This is a genomic window from Actinoplanes italicus (genome assembly GCF_003001815.1).
Lineage (GTDB): Bacteria > Actinomycetota > Actinomycetes > Mycobacteriales > Micromonosporaceae > Actinoplanes > Actinoplanes italicus.
The window spans coordinates 257,482-273,068 of the sequence record NZ_PVMZ01000006.1 but is presented as its reverse complement, the minus strand read 5'-3'; the positions used below and the strand labels follow the sequence as shown (position 1 = coordinate 273,068).

At 70.2% G+C, this 15,587-nt stretch carries 17 protein-coding genes; 10 read left to right on the top strand and 7 right to left on the bottom strand.

The window, feature by feature from the left end; genetic code table 11:
* Positions 1 to 9: 9 nt before the first annotated feature.
* The 3 genes from CLV67_RS52705 to CLV67_RS17430 all read right to left on the bottom strand — a co-directional run bounded on the left by CLV67_RS52705 (position 10) and on the right by CLV67_RS17430 (position 4,242).
* On the bottom strand, positions 10 to 858 hold the full coding sequence (locus CLV67_RS52705; protein ID WP_203736847.1) for a hypothetical protein: 849 nt from the start codon (positions 856 to 858) through the stop codon (positions 10 to 12).
* Positions 859 to 988: 130 nt separating this feature from the next.
* A complete protein-coding gene (locus CLV67_RS17435) occupies positions 989 to 3,049 on the bottom strand; it encodes a 3-hydroxyacyl-CoA dehydrogenase NAD-binding domain-containing protein (protein WP_106319549.1) in 2,061 nt (686 codons plus the stop codon).
* Positions 3,046 to 4,242, bottom strand: a complete 1,197-nt coding sequence (locus CLV67_RS17430) for a thiolase family protein (RefSeq protein WP_106319547.1) — start codon at positions 4,240 to 4,242, stop codon at positions 3,046 to 3,048. Before CLV67_RS17430 ends, CLV67_RS17435 begins: the two co-directional genes overlap by 4 nt.
* A gap of 354 nt (positions 4,243 to 4,596) precedes the next feature.
* Here CLV67_RS17430 and CLV67_RS17425 point away from each other — a divergent pair, with 354 nt between their 5' ends.
* Positions 4,597 to 5,412 (top strand): hypothetical protein, encoded by an 816-nt coding sequence (locus CLV67_RS17425; RefSeq protein WP_146169214.1) that lies wholly within the window; start codon positions 4,597 to 4,599, stop codon positions 5,410 to 5,412.
* Between the two features lie 181 nt (positions 5,413 to 5,593).
* Here CLV67_RS17425 and CLV67_RS17420 read toward each other — a convergent pair whose 3' ends face one another.
* Positions 5,594 to 6,901, bottom strand: coding sequence for a ribonuclease D (locus CLV67_RS17420; protein ID WP_106319543.1), 1,308 nt, complete (start codon positions 6,899 to 6,901; stop codon positions 5,594 to 5,596).
* Between the two features lie 147 nt (positions 6,902 to 7,048).
* Between CLV67_RS17420 and CLV67_RS17415 the strand changes: the two genes are divergently transcribed.
* On the top strand, positions 7,049 to 8,041 hold the full coding sequence (locus CLV67_RS17415) for a S1C family serine protease (RefSeq protein WP_106319541.1): 993 nt from the start codon (positions 7,049 to 7,051) through the stop codon (positions 8,039 to 8,041).
* Between the two features lie 9 nt (positions 8,042 to 8,050).
* Here CLV67_RS17415 and CLV67_RS17410 read toward each other — a convergent pair whose 3' ends face one another.
* A complete protein-coding gene (locus CLV67_RS17410; RefSeq protein WP_106319539.1) occupies positions 8,051 to 8,617 on the bottom strand; it encodes a DUF3000 domain-containing protein in 567 nt (188 codons plus the stop codon).
* An 82-nt stretch (positions 8,618 to 8,699) separates the two neighbouring features.
* Here CLV67_RS17410 and hemE point away from each other — a divergent pair, with 82 nt between their 5' ends.
* The 3 genes from hemE (at position 8,700) to hemQ (ending at position 11,919) form a co-directional block, all read left to right on the top strand.
* The gene (gene hemE, locus CLV67_RS17405; RefSeq protein ID WP_239165952.1) at positions 8,700 to 9,734 is read left to right on the top strand and encodes a uroporphyrinogen decarboxylase; all 1,035 of its coding nucleotides are present in this window, start codon (positions 8,700 to 8,702) and stop codon (positions 9,732 to 9,734) included.
* Positions 9,735 to 9,844: 110 nt separating this feature from the next.
* Entirely contained in the window at positions 9,845 to 11,221 is a 1,377-nt protein-coding gene (hemG, locus tag CLV67_RS17400; protein ID WP_239165951.1) for a protoporphyrinogen oxidase, read from the top strand.
* Positions 11,218 to 11,919, top strand: coding sequence for a hydrogen peroxide-dependent heme synthase (gene hemQ / locus CLV67_RS17395; protein ID WP_106319532.1), 702 nt, complete (start codon positions 11,218 to 11,220; stop codon positions 11,917 to 11,919). The genes hemG and hemQ overlap by 4 nt, the downstream gene beginning before the upstream one ends.
* Here hemQ and CLV67_RS17390 read toward each other — a convergent pair.
* Positions 11,891 to 12,361 carry a GNAT family N-acetyltransferase gene (locus CLV67_RS17390; RefSeq protein WP_106319530.1) on the bottom strand — a complete coding sequence of 157 codons (471 nt, stop codon included), beginning with the start codon at positions 12,359 to 12,361 and terminating at the stop codon, positions 11,891 to 11,893. The two genes, hemQ and CLV67_RS17390, sit on opposite strands and share 29 nt — an antisense overlap.
* Before the next feature lie 54 nt (positions 12,362 to 12,415).
* Here CLV67_RS17390 and CLV67_RS17385 point away from each other — a divergent pair, with 54 nt between their 5' ends.
* The 3 genes from CLV67_RS17385 to CLV67_RS17375 are packed head-to-tail and all read left to right on the top strand — an operon-like array spanning position 12,416 to position 13,952.
* Entirely contained in the window at positions 12,416 to 12,670 is a 255-nt protein-coding gene (locus CLV67_RS17385) for an isoamylase early set domain-containing protein (RefSeq protein ID WP_106319528.1), read from the top strand.
* A gap of 20 nt (positions 12,671 to 12,690) precedes the next feature.
* Positions 12,691 to 13,482, top strand: a complete 792-nt coding sequence (locus CLV67_RS17380) for a thymidylate synthase (protein WP_106319526.1) — start codon at positions 12,691 to 12,693, stop codon at positions 13,480 to 13,482.
* An 8-nt stretch (positions 13,483 to 13,490) separates the two neighbouring features.
* Complete coding sequence (locus CLV67_RS17375) at positions 13,491 to 13,952, top strand: dihydrofolate reductase (RefSeq protein WP_106319869.1); 462 nt, start codon at positions 13,491 to 13,493, stop codon at positions 13,950 to 13,952.
* On the opposite strand, the gene msrB is transcribed toward CLV67_RS17375, so the two are convergent.
* A complete protein-coding gene (gene msrB / locus CLV67_RS17370; protein WP_106319524.1) occupies positions 13,930 to 14,346 on the bottom strand; it encodes a peptide-methionine (R)-S-oxide reductase MsrB in 417 nt (138 codons plus the stop codon). The two genes, CLV67_RS17375 and msrB, sit on opposite strands and share 23 nt — an antisense overlap.
* A 65-nt stretch (positions 14,347 to 14,411) precedes the next feature.
* On the opposite strand from msrB, the gene CLV67_RS17365 reads away from it, so the two are divergent.
* Both CLV67_RS17365 and CLV67_RS51120 read left to right on the top strand, forming a co-directional pair.
* Positions 14,412 to 14,891: a hypothetical protein gene (locus CLV67_RS17365; protein ID WP_106319522.1), complete on the top strand. Its 480-nt coding sequence runs from the start codon at positions 14,412 to 14,414 to the stop codon at positions 14,889 to 14,891.
* Between the two features lie 98 nt (positions 14,892 to 14,989).
* The gene (locus CLV67_RS51120) at positions 14,990 to 15,571 is read left to right on the top strand and encodes a hypothetical protein (protein WP_146169212.1); all 582 of its coding nucleotides are present in this window, start codon (positions 14,990 to 14,992) and stop codon (positions 15,569 to 15,571) included.
* Positions 15,572 to 15,587 lie beyond the last annotated feature (16 nt).

The following is a 15,587-nucleotide window of genomic DNA, read 5'->3' as shown; positions in this document are numbered from 1 at the left end:
CGCGGTCGATCACTTCGTCTTGGTCTCGATCTCGGCGCGCGCCTTCGGGAACTCGGCCTGCACGTCGGGAGCCTTCTTGAAGAACCACATGATCATGCCGACGCTGCCCTCGTCGGCCCAGCCGCAGACGGCCACGTCGATACCGGAGAACGCGCTGGTGCCGCACTTGGCGACGCCGCCGAGCGTGCCGGTGCTGACGTCGGTCAGGCCGCTGACCGGCGCGTCCTGGCCGAATGTCTTGAACGAGGCGTCCAACTCGGCCTGCGGGTTCGTGATCAGGGCCTTCGTGGCGATGGCGGCGACCATGTCCTTCTTGGCCGGGTCACCGTAGAACGCGCCGAACGAGTCGGAGGCGCCCGGGTACTCGGCGAGGCTCTTCTCCATGTCCGCCGTCAGCGTGGCGAATTCCGGGCTCTCCAGTTTCGGCCGGCCGCCGAGCGTCGCCGGCTCGGTGATGCTGACCGCCGCGGCGTCGTCGGCCGCGTCCTTGCCGATGAAGTAGAGCACCGCGCCGCCGCCGAGGCAGAGCACCGCCAGGATGCCCACCACGAGCAGGATGATCGGCACAACGCGCGACTTCTTCTGCGGGGCCCCCGGCGGCGGCGGGAAGCCGGGCGGCGGGAGCTGGCCGGGCTGGCCGTAACCGGGCTGCTCGCCGTACTGCGGGGCAGGCGCGCCGTACTGCTGCCCCGGCTGCTGCTGGCCGTACTGCGGGGGCTGCTGGCCGTACTGCGGCTGCTGGCCGTACTGGGGCTGCTGCTGCCCGTACTGCGGGGGCTGCTGGCCGTACTGCGGCGGCTGCTGGGGTGGCTGGTATCCGGAAGGGTTGGGCTCACCGGGGTGAGGAGGGTACGTCATCGATGCTCCAGAACTTGTGTAGTCGGTGGATCCTACCGACGAACCGGCGACCGGGCTGGCCGCTGACGGGTGAACGACAGGTGCCCCCGCACCTCAGCGGCGCGGGGGCACTCGTTGTGCACCATGTGAATCAGGCGCGGACGTTCGCCACCCCGTCGGCGAGGAACCGCTTGCCGGTGACCTTCTCGGAGGTGCCGCTGCGGTCCAGGTACGGCGTGACGCCGCCCAGGTGGAACGGGTAACCGGCGCCGAGGATCATGCACAGGTCGATGTCCTGCGCCTCCGCGACCACGCCCTCGTCGAGCATGATGCGGATCTCCTCGGCCAGGCCGTCGAGCGCCTTCTGGCGTACCTCGTCGGCGGTGAGCGGGGCGTCGCCGACCTCGAGGATCTTGATGACCTCGGGGTTGATCTCCTTGTCCACCATGACCGGCAGCTTGGAGTCGACGATCCGCTTGAGGTTCGCGGAGTCCACGTACCGGTCCGGGAACGCGGCGTGCAGGGTCTCGCCCACGTGGTACGCCACAGCCGGGCCGACCAGCTGGAGCAGGGCGATCGGCCGCATCGGCAGGCCCAGCGGGTCCATCGCCACGTTCACCACGTCCAGCGGGGTGCCCGCGTCGACGGCCTGGAAGATCTCGCTCGTGACCCGGGTGAGCAGGCGGTTGACCACGAACGCCGGGGCGTCCTTGACCAGCACCGACGACTTGCGCAGGGTCTTGCCGACCTCGAACGCGGTGGCCAGCGTGGCATCGTCGGTCTTCTCACCGCGGATGATCTCCAGCAGCGGGAGGACGGCGACCGGGTTGAAGAAGTGGAAGCCGACGACCCGCTCGGGGTGCTCGAGGCCGGCCGCCATCTCGGTGATCGACAGCGAGCTGGTGTTGGTCGCGAGGATCGCCTCGGGCTTGACGATCTTCTCGAACTCGGCCCAGATCTGCTTCTTGAGATCGAGGTTCTCGAAGACCGCCTCGATCACGAAGTCGGCGTCGGCGAAGACGGACTTGTCGACCGAGCCGCTGATCAGCAGACGCAGCTTGGTCGCGGTGCCCTCGTCCATCCGCTTCTTGGCGACCAGCTTGTCGATCTCACCGGTCACGTAGGCGACGCCCTTGTCGACGCGCTCCTGGTCGAGGTCGGTCAGCACGACCGGGACCTGGAGGCGGCGCAGGAAGAGCAGGGCCAGCTGGGAGGCCATCAGGCCGGCGCCGATGATGCCGACCTTGGTGACCTTGCGGGCCAGCGACTTGTCCGGCACGCCGACCGGGCGCTTTGCCCGGCGCTGGACCAGGTCGAACGAGTACAGGCTGGCACGCGCCTCGTCGCCCATGATCAGGTCGGCGAGCGCCTCGGTCTCGGCCGCGGTGCCCTCCTCGAAGGACGCCGTCTTGGCCAGGGCCAGCAGCTCGAGGGCCTTGTTGGCGGACGGGACGGCGCCGTGCAGCTTCTCGTCCAGCACCGCCTTGGCGAACTCGAGGACGCCGTCCCAGTCCTTGCGCTCGATCTCCGGGCGCTCGACGGTGACCTCGCCCTTGACCACGCCGGCCGCCCAGGCCAGCGAGTCCTCCAGGAAGTCGGCCGCCTCGAACAGGGCGTCCGCGACACCCCACTCCCTGGCCTGCTTGGGACGCAGCGTCTTCTGGGTCAGCGGGTTCTGCAGGATGACCGTGGCCGCGTTGATGATGCCGATCAGGTTCGGCAGGATCTGCGAGCCGCCCCAGCCGGGGATCAGGCCGATCGCGACCTCGGGCAGCGCGAGCGCCGCCGCGCCGGAGGAGACGGTCCGGTAGTGGCAGTGCAGCGCGACCTCGAGACCGCCGCCCATCGCCGCGCCGTTGACGAACGCGAAGGTCGGGATCTCGCTGTTGCGGAGGCGGGCGAAGACCCGGTGGCCCAGCTCGCCGAGCGCGAGGGCCTGCTCCCGGGAGTTGATCAGCGGCATGCCGGTGATGTCGGCGCCGACGCAGAAGATGTAGGGCTTGCCGGTCAGTGCGATGAACGACGGGTTCGCCTCGGTGGCCGCGGTGATCGCCTCGTCCAGCGACGCCAGGCCGCCCGGTCCGAAGCTGTTCGGCTTCTTGTGGTCGAAGCCGTTGTCCAGCGTGATCAGGGCCGCGGGCTTCTCCAGCCCGGGCACCGGTACCAGGCGGAGGATCGCCTTGGTGACTACCTCGTTCGGGTTCTCGATCACTTGGCCGCGCCCTCCCAGTACGGGTTCTCCCAGATAACGGTGCCGCCCATGCCGATGCCGATGCACATCGCGTTGATCCCGTAGCGGACGTCGGGACGCTCGGCGAACTGCCGGGCGAGCTGCGTCATCAGGCGGATCGCCGAGGACGCGAGCGGGTGACCGATGGCGATCGCGCCGCCCCACGGGTTGACCCGCGGGTCGTCGTCGGCGATGCCGAAGTGGTCGAGGAAGGCGAGCACCTGCACCGCGAAGGCCTCGTTCAGCTCGAACAGGCCGATGTCGCCGATGGTGAGGCCGGCCTTCTTCAGCGCCTTCTCCGTCGACGGGACCGGGCCGTAACCCATGACCTCGGGCTCGACGCCGACGAACGCGTAGGAAACCAGGCGCATGGCGACCGGCAGGCCCAGCTCGCGGGCGGTGGCCTCGTCGGCCAGGATCGCCGCGGTGGCGCCGTCGTTCAGGCCGGCCGCGTTGCCCGCGGTGACCCGGCCGTGCGGGCGGAACGGGGTCTTCAGGGTGGCCAGCTTCTCCAGCGACGTCTGGCGCGGGGCCTCGTCGACGGTGGCCAGGCCCCAGCCCAGCTCGGCCGAGCGGATCGCGACCGGGACCAGGTCCGGCTGGATCTTGCCGTCGGCGTACGCCTTGGCGGTCTTGATCTGGCTGTTGAGGCCGTAGGCGTCGGCCCGCTCCTTGGTGATGTGCGGCAGACGGTCGTGCAGGTTCTCCGCCGTCGAGCCCATCACCAGTGCGGAGGGGTCGACCAGCTTCTCGGCCAGGATCCGCGGGTTGGGGTCGACGCCCTCACCCATCGGGTGCCGGCCCATGTGCTCGACGCCACCGGCGATGGCGATGTCGTACGCGCCCATCGCGATGCCGCCGGCGACATTGGTCACCGCAGTCATGGCGCCCGCGCACATCCGGTCGACGGAGTAGCCGGGCGTGGTCTTGGGCAGGCCGGAGAGCAACGCGGCGGTCCGGCCGAGCGTCAGGCCCTGGTCGCCGATCTGGGTGGTGGCCGCGATCGCGACCTCCTCCACCTTCTCGGGCGGGAGGTTGGGATTCCGCTTGAGCAGTTCGCGCATGCAGCGGATCACCAGGTCGTCGGCGCGGGTCTCGGCATACATGCCGCCCGCCTTGCCGAACGGGGTGCGGACGCCGTCGACGAAGACGACCTCGCGTACTTCACGGGGCACAGCAAGCCTCCTTGCGGGCGTGAACCCAAATGTGTCGGCAATGCTACTCGCCAGTAACTAGTAGCTGCCAGGGGCTCCGAGAAAAGGTCACATCTCCGGGCCATCCCTGCAGATCGGCCCGTTCGGCCCCGTCCTGAACCGAAAAGCGAAGACTGGCCGAACCGGTGCCGGATGTCACCGGTTGAGGGACCTTCCCGAGCTCCGGGCGCCGGTAGGATCCATCGACATCACGATTTTGGAGCGTTGATGACGTACCCGCCGTACCCCGGTGAACCCAACCCCGCTCAGCCGACGAGCGGCCAGCCGTCGGGATGGGGCCCGCCCCAGCCTCCGCCGGCATACCCAGACCCGACCGTGCCGCAGTTCGGGGCTCAGCCGCAGTACGGCCAGCCACAGTACGGTCAGCCGCAGTACGGTCAGCCTCAGTACGACCCGAACCAGCCGCCGCCGTTCGACCCGAACCAGCAGTACGGCGCGCCCGGCTTCCCGCCGCCGCCCCTGCCGCCGCAGAAGTCGAAGACGCCGATCATCCTGGGCGTCGTCGCACTGGTGCTGGTGCTCTGTGTCGGTGGCGTGACGTCGCTCTACCTGGTCGGCAAGAACGCCATCGACGAGACCAGCAAGGCGATCGACACGGCCGCCTCCGGTCTGCCGACGACCGAGTCCACCTCGGAGACGGGGCCGGAGACGACCGATCCCGCGCCGCCGAAGGCGAACATCAAGATCACTGAGCCGGCCAAGCTGGGCGGACGCCCGAAGCTGACCGACGAGCAGTTCGCCGACATCACCAAGGAACTGCAGGACGGGATCGCCGCCGACTACGGCTCCGGCAACTCGTTCGGCGCGTTCTACGGCGAGCTCGGCTCCGAGGACATCGTCATCGCGATCGCCGTCGAGACCGACGTGCCCCAGCCGAAGTCCGCGCTCGCCGGCACCTTCGCCGGCATCGGCATCGGCGGCCTCAAGGTCAGCAACCTGACCGACGTCAGCACCGGCAAGCTGGGCGGCGTGGCCAAGTGCGGCGACGGTGACGCCGAGGGTGTCGACGTGGCGGTCTGCAGCTGGGCCGACGAGGGCAGCATCGGCATGCTCATGTGGTACTTCAAGAAGGCCAAGCAGGTGAAGACCGAGTTCCCGAAGCTGCGGGCTCAGATCGAGACCAAGAGCTGACCTTCAGCCGTACGTGAGAAGCCCGGCCCTTTCGGAGCCGGGCTTCTCGCATTTCACCGCCCCATCGCGCCGCGGCCGCGCCGCCGCCTTGGCCGCGATCTTGTGAGGTTGCGGCGAGACGTCCGGCCGCAACCTCACAAGATCGACGAGTGGCGCGCGTCGACCGTACGGTATGGGTGATTCAGGAGGTTTCGGGCAGAGCGTCGGCGAGCTGGTCGGCCAGCAGGTTCACCTGCCAGTTACGGGCGCCGAAACCGCGCAGCGTGTCACCGACCGTCCGTGACGTCATCTCGTCCGGCGGCGACCAGGCCAGCCGGCGGATGAAGTCCGGGCTGATCAGGTTCTCCGGTGGCAGGTTGTGCTGCTCGGCGGTGCCGACCACGATCTGCCTGCAGCGAGCCAGCCGGGCGGCCGCGATCGGGTCGCGTTCGGCCCAGCGGTGCGGCGGCGGAGGGCCGTCGACCGGCTGGTTCACCGGCAGCGCGTCGTCCGGCAGGGACCGTGCCTGGTCGAGTGCGTCCAGCCAGATACGTGCCAGCCGGCGCACCGAACGGCCACCGAAGCCGGGGATACCGAGCAGGGTGCGTTCGTCCTTCGGATCCATCTCGGCGGCCGCGACGATCGCCGAGTCGGGCAGGACCCGGCCGGGCGCGGAGTCACGGCGGGCCGCGACACCGTCGCGGGCGTACCAGAGAGCGCGCACCCGGGACTGTGCCCGCGCGCCGCGGACCCGGTGGATCCCGGACGTGCGGCGCCACGGGTCGGGGCGGACCCGGGGCGGGCGGTCGGCGCTCTGCACCAGCGCGGCGAACTCCTCCGCGGCCCACGCCGTCTTGTTCTGCCGGTCCAGCTCCTCGGCGAGCACGTCACGCAGATCGGTGAGCAGCTCCACGTCGAGGGCGGCGTAGGTGAGCCACGACTCGGGCAGCGGCCGGGTCGACCAGTCGGCGGCCGAGTGGTGTTTCTCCAGCGAGTAGCCGAGCAGCTGCTCGGTCAGCGCGGCCAGACCGACCCGCTCGAAGCCGGCCAGCCGGGCGGCCAGCTCGGTGTCGAACAGCCGGCGCGGCCGGAAACCAAGCTCGGCCAGGCAGGGCAGGTCCTGGCTGGCCGCGTGCAGCACCCACTCGGTGTCGGCCAGCGCGGCGTCCAGGGTGCGCAGGTCGTCGAGCGGGAGGGGGTCGATCAGCACCGTGCCGGACCCGGCCCGGCGAAGCTGCACGAGGTATGCCCGCTGGGTGTAGCGGTAGCCCGAGGCTCGTTCGGCGTCGACGGCGACCGGGCCGGTGCCGGCCGTCATCCGGGAAACCACATCGGCGAGCTCGTCCGGGGTTTCCACCGGTGGGGGCGTGCCATCACGGGGTGCGGTCAGGGGTGTCGCGGGGCGGGAATCCTCGGGACCGCCAGATGTCGGGTCGGGCGGCACAAGGTGCGGTCCGTCCCCTGCCGTGTCCGGCGAGTCCCGACGGCGCAGGGGTGCTTCGTCGGTCACTCCGTAACCGTACGGGGGTAGCACCCTTGCCGTGCGCAGCAGGGCTCCCGGCGCGTCGATTCTCGATCTTCCGGGGGTTCATCCTTTCGCCGCCTGCGTCCGTACCACCTGTTGCAGCGCCGAGACGCCACCGGGAGGCCGCGCCTTATGTCCACTCCGTTCGAGCCCTTCACGCCGGCCAACAGCGGCCGCCGCGCCCAGGAGTGGAACTGGCAGGAGGAGCAGCAGTACCAGGCCTACGACCCGTGGGCGCAGCAGCAGCCCACCTATCAGCAGCCGTCCTACGAGCAGCCGTCCTACGAGCAGCCGGTCTACCAGCAGCAGCCCGTCTACCAGCAGCCCGTCTATGAACAGCCGGTCTATCAGGCCCCCCAGCCGTCCTACGAACAGCCGCGGGCGAAGCGGAGCCGGTACAAGCCGATCGTCATCGGCCTGGTCGTCGCGCTGGTCGCCGTCTCCGGCTGGCAGGCGTTCCGGGTCGAGAACATGATCCAGAGCAGCAACGACCTCGCCGAGAGGGTCAGTTCCTCACAGGGCCGCACCGAGGAGCTGGAGAAAAAGCTGACCTCGGTCTTCGACTCGGAGGGCATCGCCGAGGACGTACTGCCCAGCGTCTTCCGGGTTCAGGCCGGCGAGTTCACCGGCACGGCGTTCGCGATCAGCCAGGCCAACGGGCGTACCAGCCTCTTCACGAACTTCCACGTGGTCGAGGAGGTGTGGGACAGCGGCGACAAGGCGGTCACGCTGGAGCGGGGCAACACCCGGATCAACGCGACGATCGTCAAGGTCAGCGAGGGCAAGGACCTCGCGCTGCTGCGGGCCAACCGCGAGATCACCACGCTGAAGGTCGCCGGCAACAAGGTGAAGTCGGGCCAGCAGGTGATGGTCGTCGGCGCGCCGCTGGGACTGGAGGACTCGGTGACCACCGGCGTGATCAGCGCCTACCGGGACACCGAGGACGGGCCGACGATCCAGTTCGACGCCCCCATCAACCCGGGCAACTCCGGCGGTCCGGTGGTCAACTCCAACCGGCAGGTGGTCGGGCTGGCCACGGCGAAGGCGCGGGACGCCGAGGGCATCGGCTTGGCGATCCCGATCGAGGTCGCCTGCGAGACCCTCGGGGCCTGCGGAAACAGTTAGGAGCGGGCCCTAGACCCGTAACTGCCGGTCGCTGAGCGAGGCCACTCCGGGCGGCGGCAGGCCCGCCGTCGAGGAGAGCATCGCGAGCCAGCCGCGCAGGTGCGCACCGAAGTCGTCGGAGGTGGGCGTCCACGACGCGCGCACCTCCAGATCGGCGGTCGGCTCGGGTCCGGCCAGCTCGCCGAACCGGGTGGAAGCGGTCTGGGTGACCGTGCCACCGATCGCCGTGTACGCCGCGGCGTACTGATCGAGCCCGTCGGTCAGCCAGGTCCAGGCCACCGCCGGCAGCAGCGGGTCGGAGGCCAGATCCTCCTCCAGCTCCGCGGTGATCAGCGTGACCAGTCGCAGGTCGCCGCGCCAGGCGTCGTGCCCGGCCGGGTCGTGCAGGAGGATGAGCCGGCCGCTCGCCACCTCGTCACCTCCGCGGAGCACGGTGGCGCTGAGAGCGAACGAGAACGGCGCGAGCCGCTGTGGCGCGGCGATCTCCTCGAGCAGGATCTCCGGCCGCGGCGACTCCGCGCGCAACCCGGCAACGGCGCGGGTGAACGCCTCGGGGGCAGCGGTGGGGGACGCCATGGGGGCAGCCTATGCCGATCTCGCCGCCGGTCGGTGCTCGGCGCGCCGCCGAGGCCGTTCACTCGCGTGGCACGATGTCTCGGTGACGGTTCTTGAGGATTCCCCCTTCGTCCGGGCGTGCCGCGGTCTGCCCGTCCCGCACACGCCGGTCTGGTTCATGCGGCAGGCCGGGCGCTCGCTGCCGGAGTACCGCAAGATCCGCCAGGGCGTCGGCATGCTCGAGTCGTGCCGCCGGCCCGACCTGGTCACCGAGATCACCCTGCAGCCGGTGCGCCGCCACAACGTGGACGCGGCGATCTTCTTCAGCGACATCGTGGTCCCGGTGGCGGCGGCCGGCATCGATCTGGACATCGTGGCCGGCACCGGTCCGGTGGTGGCCGAGCCGGTGCGCACCGAGGTCGATCTGGCCCGTCTGCGCGCGATCGAGCCGGGCGATGTCGCCTTCATCACCGAGGCGGTCGAGCTGCTGGTGGCCGAGCTGGGCACGACCCCGCTGATCGGTTTCGCCGGCGCGCCGTTCACGCTGGCCAGCTACCTCATCGAGGGCGGTCCCTCGCGGACCTATCTCAAGACCAAGGCCATGATGTACGGCGCTCCCGACCTGTGGAACGCGTTGCTCGCGCGCCTCGCCGAGATCACGCTGACGTTCCTGAAGGTCCAGGTCGACGCCGGGGTGAGTGCGGTGCAGCTGTTCGATTCGTGGGCCGGTGCGCTGTCCGAGGCCGACTACCGGCGGTTCGTCATGCCGCACTCGGCGTCGGTGCTGCGCGGCCTGGTCGACGCCGGCGTGCCCCGGATCCACTTCGGGGTGGGCACGGCGGTGCTGCTCGAGGCGATGGGCGAGGCCGGTGCCGACGTGGTCGGTGTGGACTGGCGCACCCCGCTGGACGTGGCCACCAAGCGGATCGGTCCGGACCGCTCGGTGCAGGGCAACCTGGACCCGGCGATCCTGTTCGCCGGTTGGGACACGGTCGAGCGGGAGGCCCGCCGGGTGCTGCAGCAGGGCGGGTCCGCCCCGGGTCACGTCTTCAACCTGGGACACGGCGTGATGCCGGAGACCGATCCGGATGTGCTGACCCGGCTGACCGCCCTGGTGCACGAGGTGTCATCGCGTTGACCGGACCCGGCTGTGGCGGGTACGGCACAGCCGGAGTCTTCGACCGGGCTCTCGTCACAGCCGGCGACCCCGGTCGGCGGACCGGAGCTTGACCTGGGAGTGTGAGAGGCGTGCGGAAGCGGATCGCGATCATCGGCGGCGGCATTGCCGGCCTCGCCGCGTCGGTGCGCCTGCGCGATCTTCTTCCGGAACATACCGAGATCATTCTGTACGAGCAGAGTGGAGCCCTGGGCGGCAAACTCCGCACCGGCGAGCTGGGTGGACGACGGGTCGAGCGCGGCGCCGAGTCCTTTTTGAACAGCGGATCCGACGGCGGTGAGTCGGCGGCCGTCGCCCTGGCCCGCCGCCTCGGTCTCGGTGACGCGCTGGTGCATCCGGCCGCCCGCCCGGCCGCGCTGGCCCTCGGTGGCCGCCTGGCCCCGATTCCGGGTGGCACCCTGGTCGGTGTGCCCGGCGATCTGTCCGCGCTGGACGGCGTGGCACTGCCGGCGAGCGGCGCCGACACCGACCGGGGGCGCCCGCTGCTGGCTCCCGGTGAGGACGTGGCGGTCGGCGCGCTGGTCCGGGAGCGTTACGGCGACGAGGTGGTGGACCGGCTGGTCGACCCGATGCTCGGCGGGGTTTACGCGGGCCGGGCCGACCGGCTGTCGTTGCGGGTCACGATGCCGCAGCTGGCGGCCACGGCGGAGACCGAGCACACGCTGGCAGGTGCCGTGCGGGCGGCTCAGGCCCGCAGCCGGCGGGTTCCGGGCCGGCCGGTGTTCGCGGCCGTGGACGGCGGGATGAGCCGCCTGGTCGAGGCCGCCGCCGCGGCCGGTGGTGCGCGGGTCGTGCTGGGGATGCCGGTGCGCGAGCTCACCCGTACAACCGATGGCCGTTGGAAGTTGATCTTTGGTCCGGTGCCCGCGCCGCAGACCGAGATTGTCGACGCGGTGATCCTGGCCGTGCCCGCCGGACCGGCCGCGCGGCTGCTCGGGGAGGCCGGGGTCGAGGCGCTGGAGTATGCGAGCGTCGCGCTGGCCGGGCTGGCCCTGCCACCGGGCACCGAGCTGCCGGATCTGTCCGGATTCCTGGTTCCGCCGGGGGAGGGGACGCTGGTCAAGGCCGCGACCTTCTTCACGACGAAGTGGCCGCATCTGGGCGCCGCCGGGCCGGTGATCGTGCGGGTCTCGCTCGGCCGGGCCGGTGAGGAGGCCCGGCTGCAGCTCGACGACGCGTCGCTGCTCGCCATCGCCCGTCGCGAGCTGGGTGAGCTGATCGGCACGCCGCTGCCGGAGCCGGTGGAGTCGTGGGTGCAGCGTTGGGGCGGTGGCCTGCCGCAGTACGCCCCGGGTCATGCCGAGCGTGTCGCCCGCGTGCGTGCCGGGCTGCCGGCAGGGCTGGCTCTGGCCGGGGCCGCGTTCGACGGCGTCGGGATCCCGGTGTGCGTGGCCAGTGGTGAGCGTGCGGCAGACGATGTGAGCAAGTTCCTGGAGGAGATCGAATGACCGAGCAGACCAACGCGTCGCGCATCAAGGAACTGAACGCGACCATCCGCTACACGATGTGGTCGGTGTTCCGGGTCTCGTCCCCGCTGCCGGCGCTGCGTGACGAGCTGGCCGGTGAGGTGGACGCGCTGTTCGAGCAGCTCGCCGGCAAGGACGTGACGATCCGCGGCACCTACGACGTGTCCGGCCTGCGCGCCGACGCCGACATCATGGTGTGGTGGCACTCCGCTTCGCCGGACGCGCTGCAGGACGCCTACGGGCTGTTCCGCCGCACCGCCCTGGGCCGCCACCTGGAGCCGGTCTGGTCGCAGATGGCGCTGCACCGCCCGGCCGAGTTCAACCGCAGCCACCTGCCGGCCTTCCTCGCCGGTGAGGAGGCCCGGCCGTACATCTGCGTCTACCCGTTCGTGCGCTCCTACGAGTGGTACCTGCTGCCCGACGAGGAGCGCCGCGCGCTGCTGGCCGAGCACGGCAGGATGGCCCGGCCGTACCCGGATGTGCGGGCCAACACGGTCGCCTCGTTCGCGCTCGGTGACTACGAGTGGATGCTGGCCTTCGAGGCCGACGAACTGCACCGCATCGTCGACCTGATGCGCGACCTGCGCGCGTCGGGGGCCCGGCGGCACGTCCGCGAGGAGGTGCCGTTCTACACCGGTCGCCGGCGTTCCGTCACCGAGCTGGTTGCGAATCTGCCCTAGCCTTCCGGGCCATCGGCACGTGGGGGATCCCGTCCTCCACGTACTCCGGGCCGGTCGTCTCGAAGCCGTATCGCCGGTAGAACCCGGCGAGGTGCGCCTGGGCGTCGAGCACGGCCGGCCGGCTGCCGATCACCTCCATGGCGTGATCCATGAGTCGCCCGGCCAGGCCGGCGCCCCGGGCTTGGGGAGCGGTCACCACCCGGCCGATCCGCTCCACCCCGTGATCGCTGAGAATTCGCAGGTAGGCCCGCACCTTCTTGCCCTGGGCGAGCCATACGTGCCGGGTTCCGGGCTCGTCGTCCCGTCCGTCCGGATCAAGGTAGGCGCATTCCTGCTCGACCACGAAGACCTCGCTGCGCAGCTTGAGAATTTCGTAGAGGGTAGTGGTGTCCAGGTCGCGGAAGGACGCCACCCGCAGCTCGTCGTGAGGTTCGGGATGCATCGGCACAACATACGCGGCAGTGCGACGTTGTACCGGTGAAGGCTGGAGGACGTCATGATCAAGACAAGCAAACTGTTCGGTACGAAGACCCGCGTGACCTTCTCCCTGCCGGCCGACGAGCCGGCCGGGACCGTGAGCGTGGTCGGCGATTTCAACGGGTGGGAGCCGGGGAAGCACGAGTTGCAGGTACGGCGCAACGGAACCCGGACGGTCAGCATCCCGCTCGAGCCGGGCCACTACAAGTTCCGTTACCTCGCCACCGACGGTGTGTGGCTGGACGACGAGGACGGTCCCGAGCTCCACCTGTAGACGACGGTACGGTCTGGGGTATGGACACCCAGTACGAAGACCTCCTCCGCCGGGTCCTGGCGACCGGGACGCCGAAGAGCGACCGCACCGGGACGGGGACGCTCAGCCTGTTCGGCGAGCGGTTGCGGTACGACCTGTCCCAGGGGTTCCCGCTGATCACCACAAAGCGGGTGCACTTCAAGTCCCTCGCTGTGGAGCTGCTCTGGTTCCTGCGCGGCGACACGAACGTGCGGTGGCTGCACGAGCAGGGCGTGACGATCTGGGACGAGTGGGCCGACCCGAACGGTGAGCTCGGGCCCGTCTACGGCAGGCAGTGGCGGTCGTGGCCCACCTCACGCGGGGACGTCGACCAGTTCGCCGAGGTCGTCGAGACGATCCGGACGAACCCCGACTCCCGCCGGATGATCGTGTCGGCGTGGAACGTCTCGGACATCCCCGACATGGCGCTGGCGCCGTGTCATGCGCTGTTCCAGTTCTACGTGGCCGACGGCAAGCTGTCCTGCCAGCTCTACCAGCGCAGCGCCGACCTGTTCCTGGGTGTGCCGTTCAACATCGCCAGCTACGCCCTGCTGACGCAGATGGTGGCCGCGCACGTGGGTCTGCGGCCCGGCGACTTCATCTGGGTCGGTGGTGACGTGCACATCTACAGCAACCACATCGAGCAGGTGAAGGAGCAGCTCACCCGCGAGCCGTACCCGTTCCCCACGATCGAGATCAAACCGCGGGAGAGCCTGTTCGAGCACGAGTACGACGATTTCACCGTGGTCGGCTACCGGCACCACCCGCTGATCAAGGCTCCGGTCGCGATCTGATGATCCACATGATCTGGGCCGAGGCACACGGCCGGGTGATCGGCGCGGGCAACACCATCCCGTGGCGGGTGCCGGGGGAGCAGCGGATCTTCAAGGAACGGACGACCGGCGCCGCGGTGGTGATGGGCCGGCTCACCTGGGAATCGCTGCCGCTCAAGCCGCTGCCCGGCCGGGACAACATCGTCCTGACCCGGGATCCCTCGTGGTCGGCGCCCGGCGCCACGGCGGTGCACTCCCTGGACGACGTGAAACACGACGACTTCTGGGTGATGGGCGGCGCCGAGATCTACGCCGCCTTCCTGCCGCGGGCCGGGCACATCGTGCGGACCAGGATCGATCTCGAGGTCCCGGGGGACACCCTCGCGCCGGAACTCGGCGATGACTGGGAGGTCGTCGAGAGCGCCGAGCATGAGGCGCCCACCGGGGTCACCTATGTGGTCGAGGACCTCAGGAGGCGGGGTCCAGCCTGATCGACAGGCTGTTCACGCAGTGCCGCGTGTTCTTCGGGGTGAATCCCTCGCCCCGGAACACGTGGCCCAGGTGCGAGTCGCACCGCGCACACCTGATCTCGACGCGGACCATCCCGTGACCGCGGTCCTCGATCTCCCTGACCGCTCCCGGGATGGCGTCGTCGAACGACGGCCAGCCGCAGTGGGAGTCGAACTTCGTGTCGCTGGGATAGAGCTGGGCGCCGCACGCGCGGCAGTCGTACACACCCTCGGTCTTGGTGTTCACATACTCCCCGGACCAGGGCGCCTCGGTGCCGGCTTCGCGGAGCACCCGGAACTCGGCGGGGCTCAGGCGGATCCGCCACTCGTCCTCGGTCTTCGGCAGATCGGGGGTCGCGGGTAGATCGGTCGTCATGCCATCAACCGTACGTCGCACGCCCGGTGCGCCACGGGTGATGTCCGCCGCCTGTTGAGACCTCTATGGAAGGTGCATCCCCGGCGACGTTCCGGCCGACCAATCAGCAGGTTCTCGGCCATGGTCTCTACCTCGGCGTGCTCGGCGCGGTGGCGAGCGTCACGGTGGGGGTGATCGCCGCGCTTTTCTGGTCGGGGCCGCCGGGCTGGATCTGGCCGATGCTGGTGCTCGGGCCGCTGCTGACCGGGGCGGCGGTCGGGGCGGTCGCGGGGCGGCGCACCGGTGTCGAGGTGGGTGAGTGCGGCATCCGTACGTCCTCGGTGTTCGAAGAGGGTGTCGCACCGTGGCACCGGGTGGTGGACCTGCGCGCGGAGCGGCGCGGGAGCCGCAACGTGGTCTCGGTGTACCTGGATTCGGGAGTCAGCGTGCAACTGCACGCGCCGTACAGCGGCGGCCTTTTCGCAGCAGACCCGCAGTTCGAGTTCAAGGTGTTCACTCTGTCCCATTTGTGGCGGAGTCACCGTTTCGGTGGTCTTCCCGGCTGAACACGCGCCGGGGGGTGTTTCCGGGTAAAACGGGCAATTACCGTTAAGCTCCCGTGCGACCATGGAACGTACCTTCCGCAACAGAACGGATACTCCTCATGAGCTTTTCGCGCCGTCCGGCCGCTGGACTCGCCACGGTCGGTGCCACTGTTCTCGCTGCTCTCGCCCTTGGCGGAGCTCCGGCGACCGCCGCTGACGTAGCCGGCAAGGCCGGTCACGTGGTTGTCACGCCGAGTCCCGATACGGGCGATCAGCGCGGTAACGCGGGCTACGGCGGCACTGTCAAAGAGGCGCCGCCGACGACGACCGCACCCGCCGCCACAACGCCGGCTCCGGGCGGGACCACCGGTCAGCCGGCCGCCGCGACCACCGGGCCCACCCGTGGGCGCCCGGGCTACACCACGACCACCAGCCCGACGCCGAGCACGCCGTCCTTCACGAGCACCACCCCCAGCCCGCCGACGACGACCGGCAGCGTCAACGTGATCACGCCGACCGGTGTCAGCTCGCAGACCGCCGCGCCGGTGACGGGCCCCGGTGCCACCGGGAACGGGCTCAGCTCAGGTCAGAAGCTGCCGGTCACCGGTGCCCCGCTCGGCGGCACCCTGGCGCTCGGTGGCCTGATGCTGGCCGGTGGCGCCACCGCCGTCTGGTACACCCGCCGGCGGCGCAGCGCCTGAGAAGTCGGTTCCGCAC

Coding starts and splice junctions, on each gene's coding strand:
- CLV67_RS17415 (WP_106319541.1), top strand. CDS start 7,049: ATGTCCACTCCGTTCGAGCCCTTCACGCCGGCCAACAGCGGCCGCCGC.
- CLV67_RS17365 (WP_106319522.1), top strand. CDS start 14,412: ATGGAAGGTGCATCCCCGGCGACGTTCCGGCCGACCAATCAGCAGGTT.
- CLV67_RS17410 (WP_106319539.1), bottom strand. CDS start 8,617: ATGGCGTCCCCCACCGCTGCCCCCGAGGCGTTCACCCGCGCCGTTGCC.
- CLV67_RS17390 (WP_106319530.1), bottom strand. CDS start 12,361: ATGCATCCCGAACCTCACGACGAGCTGCGGGTGGCGTCCTTCCGCGAC.
- CLV67_RS51120 (WP_146169212.1), top strand. CDS start 14,990: ATGAGCTTTTCGCGCCGTCCGGCCGCTGGACTCGCCACGGTCGGTGCC.
- msrB (WP_106319524.1), bottom strand. CDS start 14,346: ATGACGACCGATCTACCCGCGACCCCCGATCTGCCGAAGACCGAGGAC.
- CLV67_RS17385 (WP_106319528.1), top strand. CDS start 12,416: ATGATCAAGACAAGCAAACTGTTCGGTACGAAGACCCGCGTGACCTTC.
- CLV67_RS17380 (WP_106319526.1), top strand. CDS start 12,691: ATGGACACCCAGTACGAAGACCTCCTCCGCCGGGTCCTGGCGACCGGG.
- hemQ (WP_106319532.1), top strand. CDS start 11,218: ATGACCGAGCAGACCAACGCGTCGCGCATCAAGGAACTGAACGCGACC.
- CLV67_RS52705 (WP_203736847.1), bottom strand. CDS start 858: ATGACGTACCCTCCTCACCCCGGTGAGCCCAACCCTTCCGGATACCAG.
- CLV67_RS17375 (WP_106319869.1), top strand. CDS start 13,491: ATGATCTGGGCCGAGGCACACGGCCGGGTGATCGGCGCGGGCAACACC.